The organism is Pseudoduganella buxea, assembly GCF_009720835.1.
Classification (GTDB): Bacteria; Pseudomonadota; Gammaproteobacteria; order Burkholderiales; family Burkholderiaceae_D; genus Rugamonas; species Rugamonas buxea.
In genome coordinates this window covers 1-20,718 of the sequence record NZ_WNKZ01000031.1, presented here as the reverse complement: position 1 = coordinate 20,718, position 20,718 = coordinate 1, and the positions used below count along the sequence as shown (strand labels likewise).

The window sequence follows — 20,718 nt, the reverse complement described above, 5'->3', positions numbered from 1 at the left end:
ATGATTGTGCGTCAGGCGACAAACGACGAGTCCTGGGTCTGTTCGGGTGAATTCCAATGCTGCAGCCGTTGCAGCTGTTCAGGTGTCGAGGCGTGCAATAGGCGGACCTCTGCAAACTCTCCATCCGCAATCAAGCACAGGCGCCAAGTCACCTCGACACGTGCCGATGCGGTGTCGATGATGATGGTATCGATGGACAGCGGCGTCGCCGCGACGGCGTCGGTAGCATTCACCCCCAAGGCGAACAATCGCTCATGCGGTAAGCGAAAACGCACAACGCCATCGCGGGCGAATGGCGCGTCAGGCGCGGACAGATTGACGAGCGTTACCTGCTCGCCGCCAGCCGGATGGTCACACTGCTGGTCATGGGGGGCACCGTTCCAGTAAGCGAAATCGAAGTCACCCGGCAGCCGCGGCACGTCGTCGCCGTACCAGGCGGCCGATGGATCGATCGTGCCCACCAATTTCCGGCGCGGTAGCCACGCTCGGCCGACAAAACCGAGTCCGGCAGGAACCAGCTCGGATTTCCCCTGGGAGCAGCGCGCGAACATGCGTGCGGAGAACGGCACATCGAGATACTCCAGCTGCGGCGCTGGCAGCCGAGTTGTGCGCGTCGCTTTCAAATACCACTCCGGGGCAAAACCGCGACCTGTCGGATTGTATTCACAGGCGCCATGCGCTGCCGGCGCGACAGGCATATGACCGTAATTGGATTGCTGTTCCGGGGTCAGTCGCCATTGCTCGGGCACACGGCTGGCGGCCACGCTCCCACCATCAACCATGCATTCACCCCCTTGCGCGTATTCGTACCGCAGCGGTATCTTGACAACGGGGGACGGGCTGGTCAGTTGCCAACCGGGCCGCAGTACGCCAGCGCGTCGCAGCTCACGAGGCCCTGTGACCCGCACACTTTTGTTGATGAGCAGACGACCAGGAGTTCGCGTATCGGCGGCGCCGGCGAGCTTAGACTGCCATTGCCGGCGTACCGTTCCTGAAATGGGCTGGAACGGGTTAAGTGGCCGCGGTGGTTCAGGCAGTAGCGCAGGCTGGTCGGGCATCTGCACCCGAACCGTCACATCGAAGGATTTTGCGGGGCGACCGCCCGGTGCATGAGCGTCGCCAAGCACGATAACGTCGCACCGGGGCTTGTACGGTGCCAGATCGCTTTCCACCCGTACGCTGCATTCGACGCGATCTTCGTGAAAGCGGTCTTCCGTGTACAGTGCTGCAGGAGTATCAAGCGGCTGCAATTGCGCTTGTCCTCTTTCGTCACACAGCCCGAGACGGTAGCCGATCTTCGCAACGATGACGTGAAAGCCAATATCGTGCTGGTCAATCGTATCGAAGTGGAGAGCGTCGAAAACAGTGCGGTTGTCAAAGCGCAGTGCTGGTATCGTGGGCAGTGGCGTCATGTCAGCCTTTTGGATTGATGTCAACATCGTCGCCATGCAGTTCGACTTTCTTTGATCCGCGAATGATGATTTCCTTCCCAGAAATTTCAATGCGGCCATCGCTGCGCATCACGAGCTTACTTTCTCCAACCTCGATCGAAACCTCCTCGCCCGCAGTAAATGAGATCTTCTGTCCTACGGCGACGCTTTTCGACAACCCGACCTGTTCACTTTGCATTAGTGCCACCGACGTATTCATGGCCGCGCCAACCGTGGTTTGATAAGCACCGCCGATTGACACGATCTTGGCCAGGCCCACCGTCTCTGTCTTAACTTGGCCAATCAGGACGTGGCGACTACCACCGATAGTGACGTTTTCGTCTGCGCCGACGTCCTCGGTGCGATTCTTCCCAATGCTGATGGATTCGTTATTGCCGACATCTTCCGTACGGTTCTCCCCCACTGTGATCTTTTCGTGGCGTTCCACCGTCTCGGTGCGATCACGCTTGATGTGATTCGTTTCATCGCGGTCGACGGTTTTACGGCGGTCATTGCCGACCCACTTGTCTTCGTCGTGCTCCACCTCGGTGAGCTGGTCTTTCTCGGCATGAAGCCATAGCTGCTCTGCGCCCTTCTTGTCTTCGAACCGTAGCGCGTTGGCATTTTCATACGTGCCACCTGGTGTCGATCGCGACAGGATGCCGCTCTGCGTCTTGTTCTCCGGCAGTGGCCAGGGCGGCATCGTGACAGCATTCGGCACCATGCCGGTGATCAGGGGCCGGTCGGGATTGCCATCCAGGAACTGAACGATGACTTCCGAACCAACGCGGGGAATCGATGTCATGCCGAAATTGGCGCCGGCCCAAGGCGTTGCGGCGCGCAGCCAGGCAGAGCTACGGTCATCGCCCCTGCCTGCGCGATCCCAATGGAACTGCACGCGCACCCTGCCATACTCGTCCGTCCAAATCTCCTCACCGTCTGGACCGGTGACAATGGCAGTTTGCAGGCCGTAGATTTTCGGCTCCGTGCTGTTATGGCCACGACCTGGCCGCCATGGCACCCGAATGCGGCTGCAGACAAGGCGGTTGGTGTAGCGGGATGATGCCGCGTCGGCATCCTGGTAATTATTGTTTGCCATGTGATGGACCTCCAAGATAAGGAAGTCCAGATCGCTGGCGTTGACCTCATCAAAATGCCCACTCAGCGTAAATTTACGTCCCGGCTGGGCCGTTCGGTCATTGCCGTGCCCTTCAAAACTTTTGCCGGCAGCTTCAAGTTCTTCTAAACGCAAACGAATCTGCCTGTCCCCGTCAGCGTTATTGCTGAATCCGTAAGCACCAGCGTACTCATACGATTCGATGGGCAAAACAGCACCCTGCTCGTTGATGGTGGGTAGCTCGATGCTAGCAGGCCTGGGCTTCTTGAAGTCGAAGCTGGACAGTCCTACGCTGCTTGGCATCAACTGACGCTGTGGCGTCCAATGAAATAAACCATCGTCCTCGTTTGCCCCAGCTTCGCTTTGAAATGGTATGTCGGAGCGCATGCCATCGATGGGTGGTGCCAATGTCGAGTCATCCGACAGCACCAGCGTATGGCCGTCGGCCCGGTGCTCATACCAGTAATACCAACCCAACTGCTCCCAGCGCCGGTGCAGATAGTTGTAGTCCGATTCCCCGTACTGGCACGCGAAGGTGATCACCGGGCCGCCCGCTGCAATACGCATCTCGCAGTCGCGCACTGGATAGTCAGCGAAGATTTCGTGGGTTTGATCTGCAATATCTTTATCGTGAAAGATGTAGTTGTCTCGGCGCAGGCGCAAATACGCGAGCCATGGCAGCAATACCATGTCGTAATAAACCAGGCCACCGTCACTCCCATCGCGACGGAATTCAAACACGTATCCGCTGAAATATCGCAGACTACGGTCCTCGCGCACCAGCTCGACTGTGACAAGTTTTCCCTGCACGTCCTTTAACGCAATGTTCGCATCGTCGGAAATGATCTCTACCACAAAACGGAAATCGCGTGAGACACCTTCGCGCGCGTCCAATCTGCTCGCCACCATTGTCGCTGCCGGACCGTCCCCATTAGGAAACTGGAGTCGTAGCAGACGATTAGTTTGGCCCAACCTGCTGGACTGCCATCCGGTGTCAGAGAAAAGAGTCATTCTATCTTCCGCATCATGATTGAATAGGGTGCGCCATAGTTGCACAATAGTTATTTACTGCAGAGAACGCACTGACGAAAGTCATACCGCCCCTTGTCGAGGATCAATATCTCTTGTTCGTACGAAGATAAGGCGGTACTCATCGGGAAACCCAGAATTATAATGGTAAGCACGCCTCAACCGGCAATCTGTCACGGGCGTTTTTCTATTTCACTCAAATTGCGCCAGCAAGTTAGAACTATCCAGAGGAAATTTCAATGCCTAACAACAAAAGATTTTTCTTTCCAAGAATCCACCTTTCTGTTCTGGCGGGAGTCATGTGGACGACAATAGGTGTTCTCCCATGCGCGCGGGCATGTCCAGGAACGGTAACTGCCGCAAGCGGCCATTCCCACCCCTATCCGTACCCCTTCAATACAATGACAGCGGCCGAAGTTATCCAAAAGCTCATGACGCCGCCGGTGACTGACGCCGATTTTCGGGAGCGCGATCGCGCCTATCACTATGTGGCTGGGCTGAAGGATGGAACCCAAGGGACGGTCTGGTGCTTCAATCACCCCATCAAGCCAGATGAGAGTACTTATGAGGTGGTTGGCGCGATAAGGGAAGGCTACTCGGTAGAGATACTCAAAGGCAATGCTGCGCCTCTTGTGCTCATGGAACTTAAGCGCCGATACCCATGTCCTGTCCCCGAAGGAAATAACAAATGACAGCACGCTTGCCTAGCCGCGTGGCGAAGCCATCGTTCGCCACCCTCGCTGCTGCCTATCCGGCCAAGTCCATGATGCTGCCGGCCCTCTATACGGAATTGGGTATCGAGGCCTTGATCTATGATCCGGCGTATCAGAACACGTGTGCCATACGCGTCAGCTACGCCCTGGCCAAGGCCGGAACACCACTGCGTAGGGGCGGGCTGCGCATCAACCGGGGGCCGCACAAGGGCCAGCGCATCGAACCCGGGATGAAAAATCTCTCCGAGCAGCTGCAAGACATGTGGGGGCCACCGGAGCGGTTTGACTCGTCCGCTGACGCAAAGACCAAGCTGGTAATGCGGCAGGGCGTGGCTGCGTTCTTTTTCAACGACCTACTGCCAATAGTCGGTGCACAAGGACACATAGATTTGTTGTACCCCAGAAGGCCGGGTTTTGAAGAGTGCGCGAATACTTGCTTCTTCGGTCCGTACAACAAGGTGTGGTTCTGGGATCTGCATTGAGCACTTGCTTTGATGCGGCCCGCTTCGATCATCGATTATGCCTAGATGGTCAATTGAGCTGCACGCCGTAGCGCGTGCACCCGCTGCTGCTCGCGGTGATGTAAATAGGTGTCTGTTGTCTCATTGCGTTCGAGCCCTTAGGTGTCCCGGCGGCACAACAGGGGAGTAGTTCGCTACCAACAAGATTAGCGGCAGTGGCCGCTACAGATGGCACGAACATGGCCAAACAGCAATATGTTTAGAACGCGGCTCGCACAGCACTAGTGGCGCCGCTATGACAGCCTGCGCAGAACGGAAACTGTGATGCTGTACTAAATCGCCAGTGCCCACCTTGACATGAGGGACTCCGCCTAAAAAAATGACTCCATGGTCAGAACATCCGCCATTGCTAATTTTGCATTGTTGAGGCTGTCCAGATGGACGTGAGCGCGGCACTATTAAACCCCGCTTGTTGGCCAGAGCAGGTCCTACACAGTCCCCAGGCCCCGGTGCTCTTGGAGGCGGTCCAACTCAGCCGTGTTTTGGCGAGAAGCCAGCGCGGAAGCCGACGCATTGACTGCCGGCTCCACCGGGTACTGCGACGACTTGGCAACTTGTTTCCAGACTCGATCACGGCGACAGACTGGCGCGTACCGCGATACACCGCAACAGAATGGGACCTGCGAGCACTTCGCAACGTGGTACCCAAGGGTTTGCGCTTCCAGGTGGGAAACGATGGTCGTATCATGAATAATGGGACGACTCGGTGTGTCGCATCGCTATTCGATAACGCGTGCATTTTTCAATATGGTCACCCCAGTGACGTGCTACACAATTTTTTACTGTACTATGACTGTGGCGTATATAGTGACGCATCGTCCGCCAATTTATCGCTCGCGCGCATTATCATCGCAGCTTACCTATTGGCAGCAATCGAGGCTATCCTTCTGTATCCGCCTTCGGGATCGAACACCGTCAACCAGGCTGCGATATGCTCTACAAACTGAAGTAGGTCGAACGTACGACCTATTAGCCCTATGTTTTCTTGAATTCTCGAGCTGCTTTGATGTACGCCCATGTCGCGTATAGCCTCATTGCACTATGGAATGAGCGCCCCGTGCCGACGCTTATTGCAAACAGCGCTGCAACACCAACGACTTCGACTAAGCTGTGACCTGCTGCACAATAATTTGCGCATACTCCTCACACAGCGCCGCAAAACCGCCGGCGATGGCGCGCCCAACGGCCATGTATTGCCAACCATGTCCATCACGGCAGAGTTCACTGCATACGATCGCAGTCTTCGACGCATCGAATCCTGCCGGTTTAAAGCTGACGATCTCGATATTAGCAGAAGTATCAACACACCGAACGGACAGTCGATCTATCTGGGCGAAAGACAATCCACGACGACCTCTGTCATAGATGCTTGCACAAATGACAATCCGCACGACGTGCTGCGGTATTTCCGGCAAATCGACTTCCACGGCCTCGCGTCGCAGGCGAGCATCCAAATTAAAAGGAACATCGCAAAGCCTGACGGCGCCATTGGCCGAGACCGGATGAGCATGGAAAATCAACTCATCTGCGTCTCGGACTACTCCTACGTCTGTTAGCAAGAATACTGCAATATCAATTTCGTGCTCTTGGATATCTGCACTCGCCCAGTCTATGTCTACTCGGAGTTTGGTAATGGACGGATCGATTTCTTCAAATCGCACATTCTCGCCACGGTTCAGTTCTATCACCATGCCCTTCTCTCTACTGATGTTCGGTTCGCTATTATGCCAACTCCGACATTCATCGTTTGGTCTAGTTACACCCTAACTAGCTTTATGCCCTCGGGTCGACTGCGGCGATCCGATTTGAAGTTCCCGCAGCCGGTGCAACTGTGATTAAGCTTTGAGGCCGTCCAAGTTGCCGTGTTTGTCTTGCCACTCACGCACCCATAATGGCTGACGTCCGCGCCCCGTCCAGGTTTTCGAATGATCGTTCGGAAGCCGATACTTGGTCTCGACCGGCTTGCCGGAACGCCGATGTGTCCCCTGCCCCTTGGCGACAAGAAGCTCGCTGACAGGGACGCCAATTTTGCTGGCGATCGCCTCTACTTCTTTGCGCGCAGCCTCAATCTCTTCAGTACGTTTAACCTTAACGCGCTTTTCTGCAGCCTCGATCAGTTGCACAAGCTCTGCAGATGACATCTTGTCCAGGTCAATCATGTTCAATTCTCCTATAGCATTTCGACGGGTTATGAAACATGCCTATATTACCTCAAATGAACAAGACCGCCGATAACCCGTTGCGAAAACGTTCGCTCCCCGCGCAAATTTTTGAATGTGTCGATCCTTTTATCTGGCGACATAGCTGGCTACGATGGTAATAGGCCTGCGAAAGGGTCCAGTCCCACCAAGCTGCCCCGGCAGTCTCCGGACGAACTTAACAGCCTGATCAAAACACTTTCATCTATCTGAACACACGAGGGGAGGAGTCATGAATGATAGCTCGACCTATTTCATCCGGGGATACCGACTGGCCGGCGACGATGGGCAGCTTCAATCTGCCTTGCAATATATCCATGGGTCTGCCGAACGCGCGCGGTGCATGTGCGTGCCAGGAGGCGTCGAAATGTACGTCGCCAAATTTCATCAATTCGTACTTAAACGGATGCCCGGCACCGGACCACTCCATGCTCCACATTGTGAGCACTATGACCCTCCTGCGTCGGAATCCGGTCTCGGGGTCTTGCTAGGCGACGCATTGATCGAAAGTACGGATGAGGGTGTCCAGATGTTTGTCGACTTCCCGTTGACGCGGCGACGCGGGCGCGCAATTGAACCTGTTGGCGAGAATTGCGCGCCCGAAGTGCGTGCGGCACGTCATCACATGTCGCTACGTGCCGTGACCCACTATCTACTGGAGCAGGCGCGTTTCAACCGCTGGTCACCGGCGATGGATGGAAAGCGCAACCAGGGCGTCTTTCGCAAGTATGTGTTGGAAGCCGCCGACGGTGTTAACGTGAAAAACTCGCCGCTTGTGGAAAGGCTGTATATCCCCGAACCCTATCACCCGGACGATAGAGAGCAAATCCGGGGCCGGCGACGTGCCCAGCTAGCGCTCCTTGAACGTCACGGAACACCCGAAGAGTTTCCGATGGCGCTGGTCATGGGCGAGTTCAAAGCGGCACAAGAGGATACGTTCGGCTATCGCCTGATGCTGAAGCACATGCCCGACGCCCCTATTTTGATCGATGAAAAGCTATGGGCGAAGACGTTGAAGAAATTTAAACCGCTCTTCATGGTGCGTCAAGCCGACGGCACGCCGCCATCGCGCATTCTAGTCAGCGCGATAATTTACTCACCGCAACCGTACTGTTATCAGGCGGACGCCATCTTTCTGACACTCGCAACTCACCAGTGGATTCCGCTTTGCGATCCATGTGAGCTCCCACTGCTTCATCATCTGGTAGACCGGCGAAGAAGATTTATGAAGCCGCTACCGTACGATGCGAAAGAGCCTGCACTTTTCCCAAACGTACTGTTGCTCGACACCGGATCAGTGCCAACGCCGCTTCACGTCGTAAGCGGGTTCATGACGAAAAGGGATCGTGACGCAAAAGAACGCTTGAAATCACACGATGGCCTTCCCGTTTGGCTCTGGCGAGCCGAAGAATCTATCCCGGAATTACCACCGCCTGTACCCGTACATAGATACCATTAAGCTGTCAGCTTCCAGCTGGAAACGTGAGAACTGCCGAGTATGCCCGGCAACGTTGCCCCCGTACGCGATTCGACCTGATCGATCAAGGATTCTAGGATATGCCTGGAGACAGAAGTGACAGATCCTGCACTTGATTCGGTAAGGACCCATGCGAGCATAGGTCAGACCTTATCAACAGGAGACTGACATGGCCAGATCTGAAATTTCAACGCAGAAAGAAGTGGTACACCACACGGTTCTCGGGCGAACGGTCCGTTCGCGCATCCCTACGGGCGGCAAAATACGTCCAGGCGTGAAGGAACTTACACGCGCTGCCGCGGCGAACCCAGCGATCGTCGAACTGTATGAGAACGGCTTACAGAACGGCCTGTCTTTTGATCTGATCGGCGACCTAATCGTCAGGAAGTTCCCAGAATATAAGGACAGGGTGGTACTGCTACCCAAAAACGTGCAATATTTTACTGTGCGCCCGTGCGATTTTTCCAACGAACAGATTGCCGACCAAATTTTGTCGGCATACGGTGAAGATCGCGGTGACGGGGTGCGGCGCTTGTACCGCTTTCCCGTCGTGTTCCCCTCCGATTCATGGGAAGCGGTGATGCCGCACGAGCTGGTAGCGTGGAAGCAGAACGAGCGTCAGTACTGGAGCGCTTATTCTCCCGACGGGCGCACACGGCACTGCATGATGTACGCCCCACCGAAGTTGGAAGGTCCAGGCGGCCGGCCTCTACGCAGCTTTAACGGCCGACCAACGGTTGTGCGGCCGGAAAACGATGGCATTTGTGATCCGGAACTGTGCCCACAGTTCCAAGCGCGCAAATGCAACTTGGCCGGCAGATTCATCTTCTTTATCCCTGGCATTAAGTCCGTGGAAGCGTTCGAGCTACCCACAAACAGCTTCTATGCCATGAGCAACGCGATTCAGCGTTTTGAAGCAGTTGCTTTTATGCGCGGCGGCCGGCTGGCCGGCTTTCTCGACGACAAAAAAACGCCCTTTTACATCACAAAAAAGCTGACCGAGGTCACGCGGATCGACGACAACGGCCGCCCAACGCGGGTCGCACAGTGGCTTATCCATTTGGAGGCGCCAGTCGATTTGTGTGCCTTGGTTGCCCCCGAAGGCGACGATACGCTGCTCGCCGCGGATAGCGCTGTCAGCGCTTTATCCATCGACGCATATACGGTGAACCCAGATACGGACGACTGGAGCGATGAGCAACGCGATGTGCCAATTGCAGCCCCAACCCCCGCAACATCCCTACGAGCCCAAACACCGGTCACTGAAACGGCCGAGCAACGCCAGCCAGACGCGCCCAATGACACAGGGCGCGAAACCGGTGCGAGTCAAAGTGGCGTCCACCCCGACGACCCATTGGTGCATGACGAGGTATATCAATCGATCGGTCGTCTTATTTTGGAGTATAAGCTCGATCCTGACAATTTCGACAAATATAGCTATATCCGCTGGGGTAGTGGTTGGGTGAAAAATGCAACTGGCCGCCGCCGCGTTCTCGATGAATTGGTGCGCTATAAAAATGATCCCCAAGGCCTGCGCGACAAGATCGAACGCGCGCTTGCCGACCGGCATCGCGACGGGGGAGCATGATGACAATGCGTATAGCGCACTTTTCCGACCTACACTACGGTCACGGTACGCTGGACGAATCTGACCGCTGCTTTCGATTCGCCGTCGAAACGGCAATCGGCCGCCAAGTCGACCTGGCCGTCATCAGCGGGGATTCCACCCATCACGCCCTCGAGGCTCATTCACCAGCCCTCGCTGCGTTGGCGGTTCAGGTGCGACGCCTGCTTGATCACTGTCCGGTGTTGATCCTGCAAGGGACCTTCAGTCATGAACCCCCCGGCACGCTATCCTTGTTTCGATTCATGGGTGGCCGGTACCAGGCATTAGTCGCCGATCACTTGGAACAGGTAGTGCTGACCCAAGCACGGGAGTGGGTCCGATCGCCGGGTTGGCGTTTCGACAAGGTTCCTCCCGACGCACACTTGCTCTGTTCATGCGTACCGACACTGAACAAAGCATCGCTCGCAGCGGCGGTTGGGGCCGCCGATGCGGCCAGCGTCATGGGGGAACACATTGCGACTGTCCTGCGCGGCTTTTCCCATGCGAACGCATGGGCCAGAAGCCATGGGATACCGACGATTGGGGTGGCGCACGGGACCGTTAACGATTGCGAGACTGAACACGGCGTACCGATGGCCGGTCTGGACCACGAATTCACAGCAAACGACTTGCTTGCCGCGGGCGCCGACGCCTTCATGCTTGGGCATATTCATCTGCATCAGACGTGGTCCAGAGGACGCCAATTAATAGCGTACCCTGGTTCGGTCGGCCGCAATCACTATGGTGAGCGTGGTGACAAGGTATTTCTGATCTGGAACCTCGATACCGATGGCGCCACGTTCGAAGCGATACCGACACCAGCGCGGACGATGACGGAGTTCTCCTTTGCGGGACCACCCGACATGGCCGAGTTGGAGGCATGGACCACGACCCACGATGTCGCTGGGACGTGGGTGCGCATTCGTTGGACGTATTTAGAAGAGGAACAGTCCTCCATAGATCGGTCCCGCATCGAAGCGCTTTTCCGCGGCGCGGCGAACCTGAAATTGGAGGGGCGTATGGTGCCGCTGGCGTGCACGCGGGCGACGGGCATCACCCAGCACCTGACGCTCGAGGAGAAAGTCCAAAGGTGGGCATCGATTGCAGAGGTCGATAGCGCACCGCTGATCGCCGCCCTGGACGATCTCCGGCGGTACGACCCGGCCAAGATCGCACAGCGATTGCTCCTTCCCTCGGTGTCTACGCCGGAATCTGCACACCGTTCCTTGGAACTGGACACACCCCGATAGCAGCGCATCGATTAGAGAGTTCGCGGTGGCCGATGGGCGCTATCCAGCCGCCTAAAAGAGTGCGGCGTTGCGCTGTAGAAGCATGTTTTGAATTGTAGGAGACTTTGATGGCTCTGATATCCCTGACACTGACCGGGTTCAACGGCGTGCGCGATGGCATGCACCGCGAGTCGATTCACCTCGACTTTCGAGCGCTTGGGGGCTCTCCAAAGCTGGTCGCTATCACGGGTGGCAACGGCCGGGGCAAGACAACGGTCCTGAACAACATGATCTACTATCCGGTCATGCCTTCGCAGGCCGGCCGCGATGGCCTCGGCGCATTCAGCTACTACGATGAAGTCTACTTGCCGGAAAATCACAAAGTCCTGGTGTGGGAACAGAACGGCACGGTATTTCGTCAGCATTTGGTCATACGCCTTGCTGGAAGGCGGCGTACTGAAGCGTATCTACACATTCGCCACGGCAGCCAATGGAAGCCAGTACGCCTACCTGACGGAACCGTCTCCGACGGCAAGATGGACACCTACACACGGTGTATTGAGCATGTCGCCGGGTCACAAACTGTATTCCTCACGACGTGCTTCTCGGCCCAGAATCGTCGTTCGCTTTCGAAATACGACAACGCTGAAATCAAGGCACTGTTCGGTGATTTACTGGGTCTTAGTGAAATTCGGCACCTTGGGACGTCTGCTGCTGAAACAGCGAAGTTGTTACGTACCGGTTTGCAACCCCTGCGACACCAATGCCAGCTCCGGCGTGAAGAGGAAGCTGCCCTGACGGGTGAATGCGCTGCATTGCTCGACGTTTCACGCCGTGAAGATTGGCTCCGTCATTCAGCTGGTCAGGCAAAGATGCATTTAGCCAGGGCGCACAGCGAGCACGCTGCGCTCGTGGCACAGGCGTCATACGACCAGCAGTTTCAAGCGCGCCGTCACGAACTAAAGGCGGACCGTGATCAGATCGTTGCGCGACACAGGGCCGCAATGGAGGACTATGCGCAACGACAGCGCGCTCATGCCAGCGCCTACGAAACGATCAAACGGGGAATTCGACAACGCAAAGCCGATCGTCAGCGATCCCGCACCGCCCTGTTGCAGCAGCAAACCATCTTGGACGAACTTCTTAACCGCCGCACCCTGGTCCTTCGCGCGGAGAGTGCGCTACCGCGCTGGCAAGCGTTGGTTGCTGCACGCAAAGAACTTTTGGCAGAACACCGGACGAAAGCCCAGCGCGCCGCGACGTTGGACGACACAGCGCTCCACTTACAGCACAGGATCGCCGCCATTGAGCATTCGGCTGGGAAAGCGGTACTACGCGTCAATGACCTGAAACGTCGCTGCAAGCTTACTGAACAGGTGCCGTGCGCGGGGACCGACCTGCCCGGACGCTGTACCCTGCTAGCTGATGCACGCACGGCCAAGCCCCTCATCCCTTCGGCGCTAGAGGAAGTCGCACGATTGGGCACGGACCGACAAGATCTCGAGGACCAGCTAGCAGACTTGCGACGCCAACGCGATGCACTGGGCGATCCTCACACCGCGCTCGCGCGGCATGCTGACAGGCTGCAGCGCACAGAGCAACGATTCCGTGATACGTGCGCCCTTGCTGCACGTCGCCGCGATGTCGATGCGGCAGAGACGAACCGCGCTATCGTCGTAGCACAGTTAAGTGACCTGACTGCGCAAAGCGTACGCGAAGCTGCGGAGGACCGTACGCGCCTGCAGGAGCTCAACAACGAGGCAGCTGCGCTGCAACGCGACCGGGACAATGAATGTAAGTTGCTCAAGCAAGCGGATGAACGTATACAACACGCGCTCGCTGCACTTCCCGCGCCGTTTGACCAGAATAGACTCGCCGCAGCAGAACGGCAGCTGTCCGACGCACAAGAAGCACTTAATGCGTGTGAGCAAACGCTACAAGATGCCGCCGTCAAGGCGCAGTTGCACGCCGACGCCGGCAAGAGGCTTGGCGCAATCCGACTGGCGTTATTGGAAAGCGAGAATTTGGCGCAACGGGTCGAGGCCAGTTGCGCTACGTGGACGACGCTCGCCAAAGCACTGGGAAACGACGGAATCATCGCGCTTTCAATCGAAGACGCCGGGCCCGAGCTTACTGTGCTGACGAACAATTTGTTGATGGCGTGCTATGGCCCCCGATTCACTGTTTCCTTGCAAACGCTCGTCGCGACGGCCAAGGGGGAAATGACCGACGGGTTCGCGATAGTCGTTCACGATGCGGAAAGCCAACAGTCGAAAAACCTGGCCAAGATGAGCGGCGGCGAACGAGTCTGGATCAACGAGAGCCTGTTTCGCGCTATGGCGCTGTTCCTCGCCCGCCGGTCGCGTACGCGCTCCGACACGCTTTTCTCCGACGAAGCCGATGGGGCATTTGACCCAGAGCATAAGCGCATGTTCATGGCAATGAAACGTGCCGTTCTCGATATCGGTGACTACAATCAAGAGTTTTTTATCTCGCATACGCCGGAGCTGATCGAAATGGCTGATGCAGTTATAGACCTGGATCAATACGTTCTTTCGATTAGTGATGAAAGTCGAGTTGAACACAATCCCCTCGCAACAATCGATGAGCTAGTATATTGATATTCATTGATCATCAATTGAAAAACGATGTCATTATTTCGGACATTCCAATATCGAAAAAGGAGGGCGTGATTCGTGGCAGTATATAAATACAGCGCATTGCTTGTAGCGTCATCTGCCGACGTATTTGACGAATTGCATGCCGCGGGTAAAATTGCACCGTATTCAGGAGTCTATCGCTGTGATTTTTGCTTCTACGAAATCGTGGTTCGGCGTGGCAGAAGGCTGCCGCGTTGGAAGCATAAGCAACATCCTGATAGGCCGGTACAATGGCGACTTGCAGTGCAAGCGCTGTCGCCCGCACCATAAGTGCAACAATTAATATTATCGCCTTTTAAGCAAAGAGCGACCGGTCGGCATTCGAATTTCTCCCGGGACAACGGTAGTAAGTACATAGGAAGGAGGTGAGATTTTTATAAGCACCATTGATGCTATATCTCCCCAAGTAATATGTGCGGCGCGTGCAATGCGCGCCGCATTTCGCCTTGCTCTATCAATGCGCAGAAATCTGTACTCAACCATCTTGTCGTCCGCTCGTCCAAAGAAAGATATTGTTCACCACAGTCCTTCCGAAGATCGGCCAACTTGCACCGGCCCAACCGCCCTATCTGAGAAGCCGCCATGACTTGACGAGCGACGACAAACGCTGGATCGAGGACCGCATCAACGCGATACGCGAAGCGCGCATTGACGAGCGCCAAGAGCACTATCATCTGCAGCAAGAGTCGCTGAAGGTCAGCTTTCGTTACATAGGCCTACAGCCGCACTACGTGGTCGGCAAGACGACCGAGGGAGGGGTGTACGCCACTAAGGCGGGCGAGTCCCTGTCCATAACCTGTTCGTTGAACGGCGCAGAGGTTACCTCGAGCATTAGCGCGGCATTGGTGGTCGGACACAAAAAGATGTGCCATTGCAAATCTTTTCCTGTGAGGCAGAAGGACAGCATGATAGTATGCTATTGCGCGTTGTCGCAGCCAAAAAGAAGTGACAGAGTGGATTGCAGGGAAACGCAGACGTTGGGGACATATTCATTGGGCATAATATGTAATACCAGTCCGAGGTGCATCTTGTCGAAACCAGTCCATTCTCTGAGCCGGACTCAGAAGGTCAATCGAAAAAAAATGGCGGCCATAAGGGCCGCCTATCTTGAACGTTGCGTGCCAGGTTCTGGCAACCTCCGTCCATTCGTCTTATTTTGAAACCACCTAAGTGTCGCCAGCTCGCTGGCGATATCTATCAAGCAATGCACCAGTTGGAGACGGCTAGCCACAAAATCCATCAATGACGATCCTGGAGCGTCATCTTCCTCAACAGTGCGGGATGCAGAAGCAGACTTGGTCAACCGACTGCTTACCGACATTCGACGGGTTTTCCGCTAGAGCATAAAGCATAGCGAATCGTGCTCGTTCATTGGCAGGCCTCACAGTCGCCCCAGTCGAGCGCCCTGGTCTGATACTCTGTGACCCGAGTTTCGAAGAAATTCCGTTCCTTTTTCAGATCGATCATCTCGCTCATCCATGGAAATGGATTCTCGGTTTGCGCGAAGATCGGTTCTAGTCCGATCTGCACGGCACGTCGGTCGGCAATGAATCGCAAGTATTCTTTAAACATTTGCGCGTTCAGGCCGAGGACGCCCCGCGGCATGGTATCTTCCGCATAGCGCGACTCGAGCTCAACGGCCTGGTGAAACAGCACGACGAGATCATCGCGAAACTTCGATGTCCATAGGTGTGGATTTTCGATCTTGATCGTATTGATCAGGTCGATGCCGAAGTTGCAGTGCATCGATTCGTCACGCAAGATATACAGATATTGCTCAGCGGCGCCGGTCATCTTATTCTGGCGACCGAGCGCCAATATCTGCGTGAACCCGACATAGAAAAATAGCCCTTCCATGAGACAGGCGAAGACAATGATTGACCGCAGCAGCTTTTGGTCATTCTCGAACGTACCTGTTACAAAAGCCGGATCGGTCAACGTGTCGATGAACGGTATCAGGAACTGGTCCTTATCCCGAATAGAATCCACTTCATGGTATGCATTGAAGATTGCCCGCTCATCCAATCCCAGCGATTCTACAATATATTGATAAGCGTGCGTGTGAATGGCTTCCTCGAATGCTTGGCGTAGCAAGTACAAGCGGCACTCGGGCGCCGTAATATGCCGGTAGGTTCCCAGCACGATATTATTCGCAGCCAGGGAGTCAGCGGTAACAAAGAAACCAAGATTGCGCTCGACGATCCGGCGCTCATCGTCGGTCAGGCCAGTAGGGCTTTTCCACAGTTCTACGTCGCGTTGCATATTGACTTCCTGCGGCATCCAGTGGTTGGCGCACCCGGCCAAATACTTCTCCCAGGCCCATGTGTATTGGAACGGCATCAGCTGATTGATGTCCGTCTTTCCATTGATAATGCGTTTGGTGAGACGGTGTTCGCCAGGATCGATTTGCGCACTCCCCGAACTCGGTACCACCTGGTCTTCATCACAATCCCGCATCAGATCCTCCATCATCCAAAACTAGATTTATATTCCGCCCGGAATACGTTCTCTGGCGCGTACCCACGGGTTTGCCTAATGAGGCATACCGACCCACAGGCGTCGGTACGCAGGCAGCGCCCGGCATCCCCACAGTCGCAGGTTGCGAGAACGCCGATCAGAATAGCTGCAGCCCGCCCACGGTGCCATTGGCCCAGCAGTTCCGGCTCGCAGGCGACGTCGGGGTCCGGCACGCAGTCACCATGGCAGGCGGTACGTGCGTGAAACCCCTCATTAAAAGCATCCAGTTGCCGAGCCGACCAACTGCCATCGATGCACTTCTCTGGGGCGAGCGAGAGACCGTCGCCACAGCAATCATCCGATGTCGAAAATATGTCCATCATTACTCCCTTAATTTGCGACTGGCCAGATATGAACCACCGGACATCTGGCTGATTTTACGATGCTCCAGCCTGTGTGCCGTTGTCGAATTTATGGATGCGTCAAGCGCCACACCTCTAGGTCAACAAATCCACTTGGCACCCGGCGTCCGGTATCGATAAACAGACCGGTATTGAGCAAGGGTTCGCGCAGCGGCGAGTTTCCCGAGTATGTTTTGGCGAAGAATTCACTTGCACCCAGCCTTGGCAGCGCTAATCGCTTGGAAACACTAGCATGACTACCCTGCGGTCCGAACAACCACACGCAGGTTTCGCACTCATCTTGATGCACCCAAATTTTCATCTCCGTATCGGAGATTTGGACAGATCCGATGTATTTCATATTTCTCCTCAAATATTAGGAACTTAATCGCAAGAGATTCTCAAATCTTACAAGATTACGTCAACCGAAAATATTATCGCCTGTCCCGATACTCGCTTGATAGCCGCCGCGGCACCAGTCCGCTGGCAACAATAATGCCCTGTTTATCCGGACAAAGCGCCGCAACGACGATACGGATTGCTGCCAACCGTTGTTGCCGGCGCGTTGGAACGTCGCGTTGGCAGACGCGATACGGTTCAAAGGCGCGCCAACCGCGGGGACAGTCGCAACTGCATGCCATCAAAGCGCAGTCCATGCGTGCGCGCCGAATTCCTTCAGCCCATAGTGGACCGGCATTGGCGTATCCAAGGAACACATCTGGCATGGGCCTCCCGGTCATCCAGCATTGATATCCAAACTGGGAAATATCAAATGCTGCGGCTTTCAACCGAGAGGACGCGGCCTCAGTGTTATCGAGTCCGGCACAGGCTTGTGCGAGTGCGAAAACCGCGGTCGCTCCTGGAGTTTCGTCGAGTTCTTCCATTATTCCCGCCCATTAATATTCATCACAGCCTTGTGTCCGACGGGGCCAACAGTGCGTGCCGGCCGCCAAGACGGCAACGACCCGGCCACGCGCAATACGTCTCATGCATCATGAAGAAGGTTTTCCTCCCTGATGCCGCCGTGGCGATAACAAATATCTTTCGCCGAACACATCTCTCCTGTTTCCAGGTTGCAAAAACATATGCACGTACGGTCGGTTCGGATATACCGACCGCCGTCCTTGGTTCGCAGCCAAGCGCCAGGCCGCAGGGCCTCAAGCTTCTCAACTGCTGGGTCCACGATGTGGGTAGATATCGATGCGGTGGTCCTTCGCCCCGCGTCCAGTAAACGATTCATTGTTGCCTCCACTCCGCAAGAAACACCCAAATCACTCCGTTGCCGCAATTCCGATCGCAGCCTGAGACAAGCGCGAGGCCCGGGAGCCATCCTTTCAGGGTTGAATCCTGCGGGACTCGTGCTTAATATGAATGACACACGAAGCGCTATTGCCGCGGGGTGTGATCGCCATAAGGAACGGTAAAATGATTCAGCTGGGAAAACGAGTTCGGTTGACGCCCGCAGAAATCGCACGACTTTCATGGATTACCGGAGTGCCGCCAGCGAATATTGTGTCCTTGCAGGATTTGGACAGGTACGTCAAAGGCTGCAAGGACCGCTTTCCGGGACATGGCAGTGACACGAGGTTGCTGCATGGTTTAATTGATCGCGCCGTTGAGTGTTGTTTTGGCACCCAGGGCCGACTATTTGACCGACGCCTGCGCTTGACCATCCGCGCTTGGCGATTCTTGGCTAGACTCGGACGCCTTTGCCTGATGCTTAACGGGGCCGGCCTGTTTTACCTGCTTCTTCTGTTGTTCTGAAGGGCTAGGTTTCTTGCTCAATCGCTGAACCGCCGCCGTAGCGGGTTCCTCTTCAAACTCCGGCGGACTCGTGACCACGTCTGCCAGAAATCGTAGCGTGCCACCGACCATTCGATACGGCAGGCACAGCCAACTCACCAGAACTGTCCCACAATGCCGCACGGTGGACAATCGCGCTTCGCGCTGTTTCGCGCGTCGTAACGAACACCGGCATTGCAGATAAAGGCCTCGATGTTCTTCCAAGCATTTCTGATCGGAGTCCAGCATCGTAAGCACTTCGAATGCGATAACCGGATCCCGTACCTTTCGATATAATCCGGCCCAGACGCGTGATTCTTCCACGTCGGCCGCTGAACGCCGCCGCCCAGGTGGCCTATCCTTCGCCATGATGATCTCCTCAAGTGCGCAGCGAGAGGTATCAGGCGCCCTTGCGGGAAACCAAGTAGCCCCCGCGTGCGGCACAAATGATTACTTGCCGTGCTATCTAGCTCCGATGCGCGATAGCGTGTGTGCCCAAGCAGCGACGTGCTGCAGTAACGACTGACCTCAGCATGACAAACAGGCGGCGTGGCTGAGAGATTGGTGCCGAGACAACGCAGCTCGACGTACCTGAGCGATGCGTTTGCATCGGCGGTAGCAGCAAGGCGCATACCGTTGATGTTTGAATAACCATAGCGCGTCGCCCCGACCCGCCCAGTAGCGTGCAGACGGGTTCTTCAATAACAGTGGACATGTAGACCTCCGTGTCAGGATAGAGAACGTCAGGGCTCCACGAGGGTCCCTTTCGCTCATGAGCCAGGAAAGCTCAAACTGTTTGTCGGAAAGACAAAGGTAGGCCCAGTACAGAAAACCTGGACCTTATGAGGAACAACTGGGGAAGCGTTCCAGCGTTCGTCAGCCATTGCAGCTGGCGACAACCAACTTTGCAAAACACCGTGCAGCTTGCTCGCTGTCCGGCTTGCAAAGAATGACCAGGGAGCTGGCCAATACAAAGGGGCGCATATCGTACGCCAACGCCCGCGTGGTGACCACGTAGGTTCTCAAGCATCGTCCGCGATGGACTGCGCTGAGAGCATAGTGAGAGCGATTCTCACAGATAGCACTTCATTCTCGCACTCGAACGCCCAGACTTCAAGGTCGACACGAAATTGGGCCCAAAATGACGCCATTGTGGATTTGCACAGTCTGGCATATCAGGTTGAATCCCGCTCCGCATGGTAGATACTAAGGGAGCACGCATTTAATTGTATTGTTGAGTTTACATTGTAAGGCTATCCCATTTGGGCATGTCCGGAGTGTGCACTCTAGTCCGCCTGAAAGGGCCAGGGCAGCTCGACGGCAAATGTGGGGGCGGTCATATGTGGCTACTGGCACACAATGCCGACAAGCCACACAAGACACGCTCGCAGACTAATCCATGGCAGGCGTAGAAGAACAATAGCAGCGGCAAAACGTTGTAGGTATTGGAATGGGGATGAACACGTTCAACAAAGATCAAATGGTGAGCTTGACGGCGCAAAATGAAATTGACAGTGCCATTCGTGCGCTGACTCAAGCAGAACCTCTGCGGAACATACCGGCATGGAACGGTGCCGCGTATTTTGGGGCTCTAGTGCCCACTGATGAGGCGTTTGCAAACTTGTTGGACAAACTGGAAGAACTTTGCGATGCCGCGACACCAGGCCCCTGGTGCGCATTTGAGACGCACGTTGTGGCCCGGCGGACGCACAGTCGACGTGGTTTCGATATGAAAATTGAAGGAAGTAACCGCTCCGACAATCGGAAGAACGCGGCGTTCATTGCTGCCGCTAATCCAATTATGGTTCGTCACTTAATCACCGCGTATCGACGACTAAGCTCAGTGTGCGGTGTCGATACTGATGAAGCCAATTCAAGACAACGCCGACATCGGGACGTTACACCACCGGCCAAGGAACACGTAACTTTGACGGAAATCACCCGTAGTGCCCGATCGGAAGCGTCTCCGCTGGTAATCCCCCCATTTTTAGAGCACGCTAAAAGTAGAGGTTAAGCGGCAAGTGCCAATTTCTGTTTTGGCGTGATACCGCCGAGCGCCATATTGGGTCGGTCGTGATTGTAGGTCCACAACCAGTTG

The 20,718-nt window shown here is 55.6% G+C and carries 13 protein-coding genes; 7 read left to right on the top strand and 6 right to left on the bottom strand.

Annotation, left to right across the window (positions count from 1 at the left end):
* Nucleotides 1-11: 11 nt before the first annotated feature.
* Nucleotides 12-1,412 (bottom strand): DUF2169 family type VI secretion system accessory protein, encoded by a 1,401-nt coding sequence (locus GM672_RS12495; protein ID WP_170300040.1) that lies wholly within the window; start codon nucleotides 1,410-1,412, stop codon nucleotides 12-14.
* Nucleotide 1,413: 1 nt separating this feature from the next.
* Nucleotides 1,414-3,558, bottom strand: coding sequence for a type VI secretion system Vgr family protein (locus GM672_RS12490; RefSeq protein ID WP_155470861.1), 2,145 nt, complete (start codon nucleotides 3,556-3,558; stop codon nucleotides 1,414-1,416).
* Between the two features lie 257 nt (nucleotides 3,559-3,815).
* Here GM672_RS12490 and GM672_RS12485 point away from each other — a divergent pair, with 257 nt between their 5' ends.
* Together GM672_RS12485 and GM672_RS12480 are read left to right on the top strand one after the other, a co-directional pair.
* Entirely contained in the window at nucleotides 3,816-4,268 is a 453-nt protein-coding gene (locus GM672_RS12485) for a Rap1a/Tai family immunity protein (protein ID WP_155470860.1), read from the top strand.
* Complete coding sequence (locus GM672_RS12480) at nucleotides 4,265-4,771, top strand: T6SS effector amidase Tae4 family protein (protein WP_155470859.1); 507 nt, start codon at nucleotides 4,265-4,267, stop codon at nucleotides 4,769-4,771. The genes GM672_RS12485 and GM672_RS12480 overlap by 4 nt, the downstream gene beginning before the upstream one ends.
* Before the next feature lie 1,142 nt (nucleotides 4,772-5,913).
* Here GM672_RS12480 and GM672_RS12475 read toward each other — a convergent pair.
* Both GM672_RS12475 and GM672_RS12470 read right to left on the bottom strand, forming a co-directional pair.
* Complete coding sequence (locus tag GM672_RS12475; RefSeq protein WP_155470858.1) at nucleotides 5,914-6,501, bottom strand: TerD family protein; 588 nt, start codon at nucleotides 6,499-6,501, stop codon at nucleotides 5,914-5,916.
* Between the two features lie 144 nt (nucleotides 6,502-6,645).
* A complete protein-coding gene (locus GM672_RS12470; protein ID WP_155470857.1) occupies nucleotides 6,646-6,969 on the bottom strand; it encodes an H-NS histone family protein in 324 nt (107 codons plus the stop codon).
* 271 nt (nucleotides 6,970-7,240) lie between these two features.
* Here GM672_RS12470 and GM672_RS12465 point away from each other — a divergent pair, with 271 nt between their 5' ends.
* The 4 genes from GM672_RS12465 (at nucleotide 7,241) to GM672_RS12450 (ending at nucleotide 13,941) form a co-directional block, all read left to right on the top strand.
* On the top strand, nucleotides 7,241-8,467 hold the full coding sequence (locus GM672_RS12465; RefSeq protein ID WP_155470856.1) for a DUF1173 family protein: 1,227 nt from the start codon (nucleotides 7,241-7,243) through the stop codon (nucleotides 8,465-8,467).
* Between the two features lie 187 nt (nucleotides 8,468-8,654).
* Complete coding sequence (locus GM672_RS12460) at nucleotides 8,655-10,073, top strand: recombination directionality factor (protein WP_155470855.1); 1,419 nt, start codon at nucleotides 8,655-8,657, stop codon at nucleotides 10,071-10,073.
* Nucleotides 10,070-11,341, top strand: coding sequence for a metallophosphoesterase family protein (locus GM672_RS12455; RefSeq protein ID WP_229417703.1), 1,272 nt, complete (start codon nucleotides 10,070-10,072; stop codon nucleotides 11,339-11,341). Before GM672_RS12460 ends, GM672_RS12455 begins: the two co-directional genes overlap by 4 nt.
* Before the next feature lie 107 nt (nucleotides 11,342-11,448).
* Entirely contained in the window at nucleotides 11,449-13,941 is a 2,493-nt protein-coding gene (locus GM672_RS12450; RefSeq protein WP_155470854.1) for a DNA repair protein, read from the top strand.
* Between the two features lie 1,407 nt (nucleotides 13,942-15,348).
* On the opposite strand, the gene GM672_RS12445 is transcribed toward GM672_RS12450, so the two are convergent.
* Nucleotides 15,349-16,452, bottom strand: a complete 1,104-nt coding sequence (locus GM672_RS12445) for a ribonucleotide-diphosphate reductase subunit beta (RefSeq protein WP_155470853.1) — start codon at nucleotides 16,450-16,452, stop codon at nucleotides 15,349-15,351.
* A gap of 456 nt (nucleotides 16,453-16,908) precedes the next feature.
* The gene (locus GM672_RS12440; protein ID WP_155470852.1) at nucleotides 16,909-17,199 is read right to left on the bottom strand and encodes a hypothetical protein; all 291 of its coding nucleotides are present in this window, start codon (nucleotides 17,197-17,199) and stop codon (nucleotides 16,909-16,911) included.
* A 2,877-nt stretch (nucleotides 17,200-20,076) separates the two neighbouring features.
* On the opposite strand from GM672_RS12440, the gene GM672_RS12435 reads away from it, so the two are divergent.
* On the top strand, nucleotides 20,077-20,634 hold the full coding sequence (locus GM672_RS12435; RefSeq protein WP_155470851.1) for a hypothetical protein: 558 nt from the start codon (nucleotides 20,077-20,079) through the stop codon (nucleotides 20,632-20,634).
* Nucleotides 20,635-20,718: the final 84 nt, after the last annotated feature.

Coding starts and splice junctions, on each gene's coding strand:
- GM672_RS12495 (WP_170300040.1), bottom strand. CDS start 1,412: ATGACGCCACTGCCCACGATACCAGCACTGCGCTTTGACAACCGCACT.
- GM672_RS12490 (WP_155470861.1), bottom strand. CDS start 3,558: ATGACTCTTTTCTCTGACACCGGATGGCAGTCCAGCAGGTTGGGCCAA.
- GM672_RS12485 (WP_155470860.1), top strand. CDS start 3,816: ATGCCTAACAACAAAAGATTTTTCTTTCCAAGAATCCACCTTTCTGTT.
- GM672_RS12480 (WP_155470859.1), top strand. CDS start 4,265: ATGACAGCACGCTTGCCTAGCCGCGTGGCGAAGCCATCGTTCGCCACC.
- GM672_RS12475 (WP_155470858.1), bottom strand. CDS start 6,501: ATGGTGATAGAACTGAACCGTGGCGAGAATGTGCGATTTGAAGAAATC.
- GM672_RS12470 (WP_155470857.1), bottom strand. CDS start 6,969: ATGATTGACCTGGACAAGATGTCATCTGCAGAGCTTGTGCAACTGATC.
- GM672_RS12465 (WP_155470856.1), top strand. CDS start 7,241: ATGAATGATAGCTCGACCTATTTCATCCGGGGATACCGACTGGCCGGC.
- GM672_RS12460 (WP_155470855.1), top strand. CDS start 8,655: ATGGCCAGATCTGAAATTTCAACGCAGAAAGAAGTGGTACACCACACG.
- GM672_RS12455 (WP_229417703.1), top strand. CDS start 10,070: ATGATGACAATGCGTATAGCGCACTTTTCCGACCTACACTACGGTCAC.
- GM672_RS12450 (WP_155470854.1), top strand. CDS start 11,449: ATGGCTCTGATATCCCTGACACTGACCGGGTTCAACGGCGTGCGCGAT.
- GM672_RS12445 (WP_155470853.1), bottom strand. CDS start 16,452: ATGATGGAGGATCTGATGCGGGATTGTGATGAAGACCAGGTGGTACCG.
- GM672_RS12440 (WP_155470852.1), bottom strand. CDS start 17,199: ATGAAATACATCGGATCTGTCCAAATCTCCGATACGGAGATGAAAATT.
- GM672_RS12435 (WP_155470851.1), top strand. CDS start 20,077: ATGAACACGTTCAACAAAGATCAAATGGTGAGCTTGACGGCGCAAAAT.